9 protein-coding genes and 1 pseudogene are annotated in these 10,797 nt (G+C 31.7%); 4 read left to right on the top strand and 6 right to left on the bottom strand.

What is annotated here, in order from left to right:
• Positions 1-962 precede the first annotated feature (962 nt).
• Positions 963-1,364 carry a hypothetical protein gene (locus AAG068_RS29845; RefSeq protein WP_342720182.1) on the bottom strand — a complete coding sequence of 134 codons (402 nt, stop codon included), beginning with the start codon at positions 1,362-1,364 and terminating at the stop codon, positions 963-965.
• A gap of 524 nt (positions 1,365-1,888) precedes the next feature.
• Between AAG068_RS29845 and AAG068_RS29840 the strand changes: the two genes are divergently transcribed.
• Together AAG068_RS29840 and AAG068_RS29835 are read left to right on the top strand one after the other, a co-directional pair.
• Positions 1,889-3,355 (top strand): plasmid recombination protein, encoded by a 1,467-nt coding sequence (locus tag AAG068_RS29840; protein ID WP_342720181.1) that lies wholly within the window; start codon positions 1,889-1,891, stop codon positions 3,353-3,355.
• 208 nt (positions 3,356-3,563) lie between these two features.
• Positions 3,564-4,202, top strand: a complete 639-nt coding sequence (locus AAG068_RS29835) for a MarR family transcriptional regulator (RefSeq protein WP_342720180.1) — start codon at positions 3,564-3,566, stop codon at positions 4,200-4,202.
• Between the two features lie 592 nt (positions 4,203-4,794).
• Here AAG068_RS29835 and AAG068_RS29830 read toward each other — a convergent pair.
• Complete coding sequence (locus tag AAG068_RS29830; protein ID WP_342720179.1) at positions 4,795-5,340, bottom strand: GNAT family N-acetyltransferase; 546 nt, start codon at positions 5,338-5,340, stop codon at positions 4,795-4,797.
• Between the two features lie 483 nt (positions 5,341-5,823).
• Here AAG068_RS29830 and AAG068_RS29825 point away from each other — a divergent pair, with 483 nt between their 5' ends.
• Together AAG068_RS29825 and AAG068_RS29820 are read left to right on the top strand one after the other, a co-directional pair.
• Entirely contained in the window at positions 5,824-6,432 is a 609-nt protein-coding gene (locus AAG068_RS29825; protein WP_342720187.1) for a DUF3967 domain-containing protein, read from the top strand.
• Between the two features lie 159 nt (positions 6,433-6,591).
• Positions 6,592-6,789, top strand: coding sequence for a hypothetical protein (locus tag AAG068_RS29820; RefSeq protein ID WP_342720186.1), 198 nt, complete (start codon positions 6,592-6,594; stop codon positions 6,787-6,789).
• A 213-nt stretch (positions 6,790-7,002) separates the two neighbouring features.
• Here the strand turns inward: AAG068_RS29820 and AAG068_RS29815 are convergent, their stop codons facing one another.
• The 4 genes and pseudogenes from AAG068_RS29815 to AAG068_RS29800 all read right to left on the bottom strand — a co-directional run bounded on the left by AAG068_RS29815 (position 7,003) and on the right by AAG068_RS29800 (position 10,797).
• On the bottom strand, positions 7,003-7,806 hold the full coding sequence (locus tag AAG068_RS29815; protein ID WP_342720185.1) for a CsxC family protein: 804 nt from the start codon (positions 7,804-7,806) through the stop codon (positions 7,003-7,005).
• 616 nt (positions 7,807-8,422) lie between these two features.
• Positions 8,423-8,659: pseudogene (locus AAG068_RS29810) on the bottom strand (tyrosine-type recombinase/integrase); the annotation flags it as partial.
• A 297-nt stretch (positions 8,660-8,956) separates the two neighbouring features.
• The gene (locus tag AAG068_RS29805; RefSeq protein WP_342720184.1) at positions 8,957-9,655 is read right to left on the bottom strand and encodes a CsxC family protein; all 699 of its coding nucleotides are present in this window, start codon (positions 9,653-9,655) and stop codon (positions 8,957-8,959) included.
• Positions 9,656-10,224: 569 nt separating this feature from the next.
• Positions 10,225-10,797, bottom strand: coding sequence for a tyrosine-type recombinase/integrase (locus AAG068_RS29800; RefSeq protein ID WP_342720183.1), 573 nt, complete (start codon positions 10,795-10,797; stop codon positions 10,225-10,227).

Here is a 10,797-nt window from a genome sequence, read left to right as displayed (position 1 = left end):
GGATTTTAACCTCTTTATTTATATTGTTTTGAATGTATACTTTTGTTAGGTGAATTGAGGATATCAGGAGATTTGATGAGAAGTCAATATTTAAGAGGAAATGAATGTAAACTAATATTCAAAAGTTTACTTTCAGTAATAACAAAAAAATCCCTTAATAATGCTAAAGGGATTTTGCTCACACAAATGATCTGCAAATCAATTCACTTTTGATATACAGATCATTTGTATGATAATTTTTATAAATAATTGCTAAATAATGAACTTACATAAATGCTTTTAAAAGTTCTTGAACTAATGGAATTGCTCCACCTACGAATTTTAAAACTGCCATTGCGATTTCCATATTATTTCCTCCTCTTTTGTTGATGCTAAGATGTGATTTATCTTTATGCTTTTATTATAGTAAGCGCTTACATTAATAACAATACATTTCTATATGCAATATTACATATTTATACGTTTAGACAAAAATTAGACCTCTATTAGTCATTCCTTAATGGTATCATAGCGAGGTGAGAGTCTTTAAGGGTTCTCCTTAATAGGAGGAAACGGATATGGAAAGAGTGCAAGCGATTATTGACAGTAATCTGAAATTCAAGAGCTGGGTTAAACAGGTACTAGCTATAGGCGGAATGTTAGGGTTCTGCTACTTGGTATTATATGTTTTATGTTTCTTATTTGCTATGTAAATACTAGATAACTACACTAGTGGAGTCTTGCCTACAGAGGTAAGGCTCTTTTGTTGTATCTGAGGTGAATTTTTTTTGAGGTACTCCAAAATATTGGGTTGATGGGCATGTGGTTCTACTTCTATCACTGAAAGTAAATAAATATTTAAAAGTTTACTTTCATTTTAATGAAAAATAAAAAGCACTTTTGATAATTTCACAAGTGCTTTTCAAGATAATGTAATAGATGTGTTTAGCAATATGATCTTAGTTCTAAAGTAATTATCAATATTAACGATTAGTAAATTGGATCAGTATCTTTTCAGTATGCTCTGCATTTAAATGATAAATAGTAGAATCTCCTGTACGTCGAATATACGATTCGTTATTATGTCCTTCTATATCAAAAGCCAACATTTCAAATATAATCTTTTCTCCATTATCTAGCGAAAACGCAATAGTACGCTGAGAAATATTAGAAGAGTTTTTGAAAAGCTTTTTCTTCCAAAAATCTGTTTTTGATACAACTTTTTTTGAACTAGTTAGTTTTTGAAATACATCTTTTGCATCTTGACCATAATCTTTAATAATACCTTCAGCAACTGAATCTGTTTCTAGATATTTTATCTTTGAAATTGTATCAGAAGTTAGTTTTATTTTTTCTTCAGGTTCTATAAAAAAAAATAGATACACATACTTACAAATATAAACAATATTCCTAACACTATTTTTTTCGTGTTCATTTAATTGAAACTCCTTATGTAATTATTAAGAATATAGTAGCATGAATATTTATTTATATTAATGAAAAAATATTTTCTCGTGTCTGTCAACGGTAAGCGGACAAAACGAAACGATAGTGAAGTGAAGGAGCATTAAGGAGTTGACAGACCCACTACGCCCAGACCCTCTTGTGGTTGTCAAAAGGTACCTTTTGACCCTGCCTACCGGCGAGGGAGCCCCCTCAAAAAATGAGGGGGTTGGGGGAGTTTATTAAATGGGGTCTGGGGAAGATTTCCCCAGTGGGTTTGGGCAAAGCCCAAGGTTTGGTTTTGCCACGTTTAAACGTGGCTCGGCAATGCCGAAAAGCGTCGCAGACCCCTATCGATTTTGATGCGATAGCGTCAAAATACGTATAGGGTTACTCTAATTGACTCCATTTCGTCGCTTTGCTAGACTGATGGTATCAATTAATCTAGGGAAAGTGGTGGCACTTTATGTTGGGTTCTATCTCATTTAATCAATCCCACCAAAGTTCATTGAGTCATAATAACAGAGAAAATATTCACGGGAATCCTGGTATCGATCCATCCAGGTTAGAGGAGAATATTTACTTTGTTCAAAAAGATATCCGAAGTGTATACAAGGAAGTCTTTCAAGAAGCAGTGGACAAGTATAACGAGAAACAAAAACGGAATGATCGTAAAATTGATGATTACTATGACAAAATACATAAAGATGATAAGACGCATGAGCAACGAGAATTGGTCGTAGCGATCGGGGAAGGTAAAGACGACCCAAAGTATAGGGAAGTGAAAAAGGAAGCGCTGAAGCGTTATGCTGAGGCGTTTCAAGAGAGAAATCCAAACCTAGCGGTTTATAACATGGTTTTACATGATGATGAAGCAAATCCGCATTTACATATTAACTATGTACCGAATTTCGAAAGTAGTCGAGGATTAACGAGGCGTGTCGGAATGGATAGAGCCTTGCAACAACAAGGTGTCGAAGGGAAGGGAAGACAGTTAATTGCGCATTGGAGAGAAGCGGAAACGGCTTATATTGAGCAATTAGCGAAAGAACACATTCCGAATTTTGAACGTGCTAATGTAGGTTCACATAAGTACATGAAAGTCCGTCAATACAAGGAGTATGCAGAAGCAAAGTCATCTATTGAAAACCAAGTAGAAGAAAAAGAAACAGAATTACAAACGATTGACAATCATTTAAAAAACGTTGAAGAGAAAACGAACGAATTAGAAATGACGAAAATGAGTTTGGAAAGTGATGTCGTTAATACGTACCAAAAATTAGAGGTAGTAAAACAACAAGTAGAGAGTGAAAATGAAAAGCTGCAGTTAATTGGCCAGCGTCATTTAGAGTTAGAAAAAAGAGTAGAACAAATGCAAAAAGAATTAGATAGTGCTACGAATCAAGTACCAAATGAACCTGTTAAAATTCCATTTTTACGTAAAGAATTAGTAGTAGAAGTACAGGATAAAATGTTTGGAAAAGCTGAGATCACGAAGAAACAGACAAGAAATTATGTGTTATCACCAGAACAATATCAAGAAGTAACAAAGCAAGTGAATGCAGCGGTTACTATCAAAAAGGATTATGAGCGTTTGAAAAAGACAGACTTTGTGAAAGAGAATGAGAGTTTAAAAGTGCATGCAGAGGGATGGATGAAAGAAAATAGAACGTTGAAACAAGAAAAAAGTAAGTTGCAAAAAGAGGTTGGGGTATTAAATAGAGAAATTAGTTCATTAAAAGCTTATATAAAGGATTTACAGATGAATATAAGAGTTTTGTATGTACAAACGAAAAAAGTTTTTAAAGAGCAATTTAAGGCGTTTAGAGAGAGTGTTAAAAATGAATTGGGTAGCAAGGGAGTAGATAATCAATTTGAACGTGAACATAAGAGAGAAATAAGTAGACATCGAGATCTTGATAGAGAAAGATAGGATTGAATGTTATGTTTTTGCAAGAGATGGAAAGCTTTAACAAGGTGTTTCATGTTATTATAAAGAAAGACGTATAAACGAGAAAAACCGCCCATGCTTTGGACGGCAGGCGGTTTTTCTTAATAAGGTTGGAATCAACCAATATATATTCTATATACATTCTAACATATAAAAGTTGATTCCTTCCACTAAGGGAGAGAATTATTTTATGACAAAAGTTGTAGATTTTGGACAAGCTGAAAAAAAAGCGAAAATAAGAGATAGTAAGATTGATAGTATTTATGATCAGTTGCAAACTGGTGGTTATTCAGAAGAAGAAAGAGCTATGCTTTTACAGATGTTAAGTAAAATGTCTGGTGGCGAAGAATATTTCATAGGTAAAAAGAAAAAACCTACAGATCGGGTGAGATTTGTGCAGATTATAATGGATAATATAGATTATCTGATTGAAATAGGTTATTTAAGTAGTAAGGAAGAAGCTTTTTTATTCAAATTAACTTCATCTGTTGAATTTAAAACCAATGTTCTTGTAGAACGTGAGACAAATAATCCAGCATCACCTACATATTTAGCTGAAAAATTTAAAATGACTCGTCAAAGTATTTCTAGTGTTATGAATGGTTTATTAAAAAAGGGAGTATTAGCGGTTGCACAATCAGGTGTTACAACTGAAGATGGACGGGTTTGTACTAGTCGTACATGGTTTGTAAATCCAAATGTTATGTGCTGCTCTCCTAAAGATGGAATAGATAAAACAACTCAACATATTTTTAGGGATTCATTAAGAAATTTTAAAGTTGAAGATCAAGGAAAGAAAAAACATAAATTACCGATTTATTTATTTTAAAAGAATGCAAAAATTATCTTGCATTCTTTTTTTGTTTCCATTTACCTTTTTTTAGGTGTCACTTTTTTTTGACACTGGTGTCGCTTTTTTTTGACACCTTATCTTCTATAAACCCTTGATATTACTGACTTTTTTCACTTTGCTCTTCTCACTCTTATATATAGGGCTAAAAGTTCCGCAAGGAACAGGTAGTATTTTTGAGCAAACAACGCTCAAAAATCTCCACCTTCATAATCAAAAAGTCGGTTCGTTAATCCTCACCTAAAGACTACCGTCTTTCTATTTTATTATGTCCTTGCAAAACTTTTTTCGGCTCGTATGCTTTTCTCGCCAAGCCGACAGACAAAAAGCAAAGCAATGGTTCTCGACTTGGACTAGCAAGTATACGAGCCGAACCGCCTAGATCATTCGCCCTAAAATAGTTTTTACTCGGAAATTGATACGGAATACGTGGGGTTTCGCCCCCACACGACGAGCCAGCACTCTAGCCAAAAAGCAAAAGGTAGACCAAAAAACAAGGACAAAATCACGCTAAACAAAAAATAAGCCGTCCATATGGACGGCTCGTTTACATAATTATCGTTATTGGAAGTCAATTTGTTTTATTTAGTTCTGTATTGTACAACATAGAAATGTCATTCCAACCATAAGCTACATCGTCTACTATTGTTTCTCCAAACGTACTGGTTCTGCGAATATATTCCTTTCCACTCATTCGTTTATAAAAACCAAGTCCAGACTTATTTTGCTCCATGACCCATACCAACATAGAATGTATACCGTTTTCCTTAAAGTGCCGAGCAACAGCTGAAAGAAGCTGTCTGCCTACACCGAAACCTCTACAATCCTGTAAAAGATATAGTGCATATAATTCACCAGTAAAATGTTTCTCTTCAATGCTTCTTCCTGATGCAAAGCCTACAATTTTTCCTTTATCATTCATGGCAACATATATAAAAGACTCATTTTCTTTATCTAAAAACTGATTCCAGCGTTTTTCAGCCTCTTCGTATGACAATTTATCGAGATATTGATCTGGTACTAATCCCCGATATGTAGTTTTCCATCCATCAACATAGACCTTTGCTACACCTTCTATATCCTGTTTACTTGCTTTTCTAATCTTCAAATGAACCACCTTACCTAAAAAAGAAATTTATAAGAAATGATTATACCATTTTTTATTTTACTGATTACTCCATCATTACTAAAAAAGTAGTGTATATTCTATACATGCTCGGTTAACATAACGTCTCATTATCGGTAGCAAGGATAATGGAGGAACCCCTGTTTTTATGGGGTTCTTTTTTCTTTTCTAGTAAAATTGATATGCATGATTTTATACATCGTTGAAATAGCGGGGATATTGAGGATCCTGGTTATTCTTTTTTTGCATAAAATCTTGTATAAATAAAAAAGATTTTGATGTGGGTATCGAGATATAACGAGTATTCAATTTTAAAATTGATATGTATCCCTAAGGTTGGGTCTGTAATACGAATTATACAAATTACCCATGTAAAGATTATAAGAGTTAAGAATTTGAAACAAGTGATACGTGAATTATTAGGAAAAAGGGTATATCATTGCTATAGCGAATATATTTTTGAGGTGAAACGCTATGAAGACGTTATATAGTCCTGGCGACGTGGCAGAGCAATTAGGTATTCAATCTAGCACATTACGTAAGTATGCTGATGTACTTGAAAAAGAGGGTTATGCTTTCATCAAGAATGAACGTGGGCATAGGAAGTATAGAGAAAGTGATGTAATGGTGTTCCGTAAGGTTATAAATCTAAAGAACGACACAGACATGACATTAGAAAACGCTACGAAGCAAATAGTATCATGGAATCAAGGTGTTGAAGTATTGCCATTAGAGCGACATGAAATTGAGCGCTATGAAGAACCTGATTTCAACGCTACACCGCTACAGGCGATGATTCAAGAGCAAAAAGAAGTCATTGAAAAACAAAATTACTTGTTACAAGAATTAAACAAACGTTTAGCCGAGCAAGATCAGCGATTCGCACAAAGAGAATCAGAGTTATTGAGCGCTATACAAACGATACGGGAATCTCAAACGCTTATAGCGATGAATACTAGCGAAGACGTAGCGAAGAATCAAAGAAGTGATGAAATGCTTATGCAAACAATAAGGGAAGTTCAGGAAGTTAAAAAGATGATTGCAGCAAGTAAAGATAAGAAATGGTATGAGTTTTGGAAATAATTTTTTAAATTTAATTAATTATTTCTTGCTACCTCTAAAAAATATAGGTAAATGAATAGAAAAGTAATGCTTAGAGTTATATGAGAATTTTGCTCTTTTTGGGATACTACTGATAATTTGATTTTATGTGAACTAAATCTTAGGAAGAAGGAATTGAAAATGAATAAGAAATGTCCTAATTGTGGTTCTAGAGAAATCGGGCAAGATTTTTTAAATGCTCAATCATGTTTGAGATTTATTAGTAGGAATAACTTTTTTAATGAATTTTCAAGGGTGATTGCTGATGTTTGCATGGAGTGTGGTAACATTTTATCTATGAAAGCAGAACATCCAGAGTATTTTAAAGTAGATAAATAAAAATTACTGATAATACAGATTATGTGAATGAAAAATACCTTTAGAAGGAATATCTAAAGGTATTTTTTTATAGATTTTGAGATACATTGACTGCTGATAATATAATGTTATGTAAATAAAAGAAAGGGGGATTTTTTTAGGATTCCTCTTTCTTTTATAATGCATGAAATGTGAAAAATAATTGATTTATTTTAAAAATATTACTTTTTTATTTTATCCGATTTGTACTTGTTGAGTTTGTAATACTTTCAAAGTAAGATCAAGAACAATTTTTTCACGTAATTTGTCAAATTCTTTCTCAGGATATTGATCATAATATTTATCTTGATATTTATCTTGGTATCTATCTTGATATCTATCTTGATTTCTGTCCTGATATTCATCATGTTTTGAATCATAATGAACATCATATGATGAATAATCAAGTTCATAAAATTCTGCACTAATTAATTCACAATATGGTTGTTCATTATAGAAAACATTATTTTCAAAGAAGTATTTGTCTAGACGAGGAACATCATTCTTTTTCGGATTAATGAAACGAGCTTTATTTTCCGAACCAAAAGCTATAATTGGGAAAGAAAGAAATTCATCAGCAGTCAAATCAGCAAAACCAGAGAATCGAACTTTTGCAATTCGATCATGAATTACGCCATTGCAGTATTTAGCAGCGTATTCAATATTTTTACGAATATAACCTTCTACAAATAATTTTGCTCTTGTTACTTGAAAATATCCTGTTTCATTAATTGGTTCATATTCAACAGGTACTAGTTTACATTGTGTTAAAAATACATCTTTTAACACTCTTTTAATTTCCACTGCTGGTGGAGAAAGTGGAATTTCTGCTTCTACTACAATTTGAAGTGTTCTTTCTGCTAATACAACTGGAATTTTAATTCTTGGATTGGTTGTAAGAACTGGAGTTGCCTCAGTATCACTGAGTGGAATCCGCGATTCTGATTTCACCTTACAATCCTTATTTTTATTATCTTGTTTATATTCTTTTTCACTCAATTAAAAAAGCCTCCTTTTAGTTTATGTTTTGAGTGTGTTTATACTTTCTTTAACATGCTATGGAGTGTTTTTATATGTGTGAAGGCATGTATAATAGTGATTTTTCTCATTTTTAAACAAAAAAACAGATTAGAGTAATAAAATCCATGTTTTTCCTATTTAATTTTGTTTAGTATATATTTTTAAAAAATATTGTTAGACTCTTTTATATTTAAAAGAAATAGATAGTACTAAATAAAATTCATTAGAACTATTTTGAATAGGAAAGCATATCTTATAGTGTGGAACAAGCATTGGACACTTGTTTTGCGCTCATAAATTTAGTTTCTTTGAAAGGAAAGGGGACCTACTAGTAGATCCCCTTTTTTGAATTAAATAGATTCATATATATTATGTTATCTTTTCTCTTTTTATTATATTAATATATTTTAAAATAATGATATTAAAAATACACAAAAAAGATATTTATTATGAATATCTTTTTGTGTATTCTGTGAGTTGTTTATCGGAGAGAACATATTTGCCATTCCTGATTTTATCTTATGAAATTATTTTTTAAAGGTGTATGTAATTTTGGATTGTTTGGTTTAACTATTTGAGTTACATTTTATATATTTTAAATATGAAATAAATCTAGGATATTATCTTTTTCTTCTTTATTAATTTCAATGTATTTTAGTGTAATTTTCGGCGTACTGTGGTTGAGTATGTCTTGTAACATAGCTACATCTTTTGTTTGTTTATAGAACTAATAACCGAAGGTTTTGCGCATAGTGTGGGTCCCGATAGATTCTATATCCGCAAAATCTTCGGCTTTTTGCAATTGTTGATACGCTTGGATTTTATTAATGGGGGTCACTATATCATTTTAAGAAAATTGTATGCTAAGAGATTTATAAATTAAAATTTAATGGTAAAGAGACTTTTATTTTTTTATTTGAAAAACGAAAAAAAGCGAGTTTTTTGTCTATTGTTAATAATAACATTGAATTTTTAGCACTATAAATGTTAGTTAAACATATATTGTAGTATTGGGATAAGTTTCACTCACTTTTTTCATTTTATTTTATAGTTTCCTTTAGGAGAGCACTAACGGATATTGGTGTTTTTTTAAGTAGGTTGGTTTGAAAAATAAGAAGTTTTCTTTGTTTTAAATTTGTACTTGTTGTATTTGTAAAACTTTTAAATTAAGGTTTAATACAATTATTTCACGAAAAGTATTAAATGGTTCCTTTAAGTTTGTTAGACAAGGGGAAAAGTCTAATCCAACAAGTTGAGTACTGACTAATTCGCAATATGGTTGTTTGTTATAATAAACTGTATCTCCGAAGGAACATTTTTCTAAATGTGGTAAATCACCGTTTTTAGGATTAATAAAATGAAATGTAGTATCTGAGGAAGAAGCTATTAAAGGTAAAGATAGAAAATCATCTTCTATTAGATCTGTGGAACCGGAAAATGGAACATTTACAATAGAATTATATATAATTCTATTGTATTCATCATATACATACTCAATACTTTTACGGATATTCCCTTGTAAAAATAATTTAGCTTTTGTAACTAGGTTGTAATTTGTACCTGGTATTGGAGTAAATGCTAGAGGAACTAAATCACCTTGTGTCAAAAATACGTTGTTTTTTAAGATACGTTTAATTTCAATTGCTGGAGGATCTAATGAAATATTAGATTCTATAACAATTTGAATTGTTCTTTCGGCTAATATAACTGGCATTTGTACAAGCGGTGTTTCTGTGGTAATAATGGGTGTTTTAACTTTATTATTTAATGGTGTTTGAGTTTGTCCTACCACTTGACATGATGTATTAATTGGACGTTGTTCACTCATGTAACTTAGCCTCCTGTTTAAAATTACTTTAGATTTTTAAAACTGTTTAATGTCAATGTATTATTTTTTTTCATTTATGTTATTCGTATCAATTTAATTTGTTAATAATACATAAAGATAGTTAAATTTAAAATAATTGTGGAACAGTTTATATACATTAATTTAAAAAATAAATTATACATATATAACATATTAGGGGTAGCACCAACATTTCGCGGATTTCGTACGTTTAGATGAACCAACAAATGGGTTTAATCCACTAGTTGGTATAAGAAACCCTCTAGTTTATTGCTATTAAGGTTGACTAACCAGCACCAAATAGACCAGGTATTCCCTATAAAACGGTCGTTTAAGGGACTTTATTTATCTTTATCAAAACTGACTGAAATATATTTAAAATCCAGTTCGAAAACTTATTATCAAAAACAAAGTGTCGTAACAAACGAGAAGTATCGTTTATGGAAATCTCTTAACGTACGGTAAACCAAAGTTTTTTAGCTTAGAAAATCCTTAGCGTACGAAATTCGCGTTATGTTGGTGGGACCCCTTATCTAAGTTTACGTATTTAATTAAATTTGAAATGTATCTAGGATATTGTCTTTTTCTTCTTTGTTAATCCCAATGTATTTAAGTGTAATTTGAGGGGTACTATGATTGAGTATTTCTTGTAACATGGCAACATCCTTAGTTTGTTTATAGAACCAATAGCCGAAGGTTTTTCGCATGGTATGGGTCCCGATAGATTCTACACCGGCAAAATCTCCGGCTTTTTGCAATTGTCGATAAGCCTGGATTTTACTAATGGGTTGATCTCCCTTTCGGGATGGGAATAACCATGTATTTTTTAGGGGTTGGGCATACGAATAGACTTCATCAAAAATAGAAGTAAGATTAATCATGCGTTCTTTTTTTGTTTTTCCTTCTTTGATTTTGAATTCTTTTCTTTTTTTTCGTTTTAATTTTATTATAGTTTGTGTTTCGAGTTGGAGTAGATCACTCACACGTAATCCGGTATGGATACCAATAAGAAACAAAATATAGTCTCGTTCGGAACAATGACGTTTAAGAGCCCATTTCATATCTTCGATCTGTTCTTTACTACGGATAGGTTGGACATCAATGAGATGTGTTTTTTTGCGCAT

This window comes from Bacillus paramycoides (genome assembly GCF_038971285.1).
Lineage (GTDB): Bacteria > Bacillota > Bacilli > Bacillales > Bacillaceae_G > Bacillus_A.
This window is presented reverse-complemented; position numbering and strand designations above follow the sequence as displayed.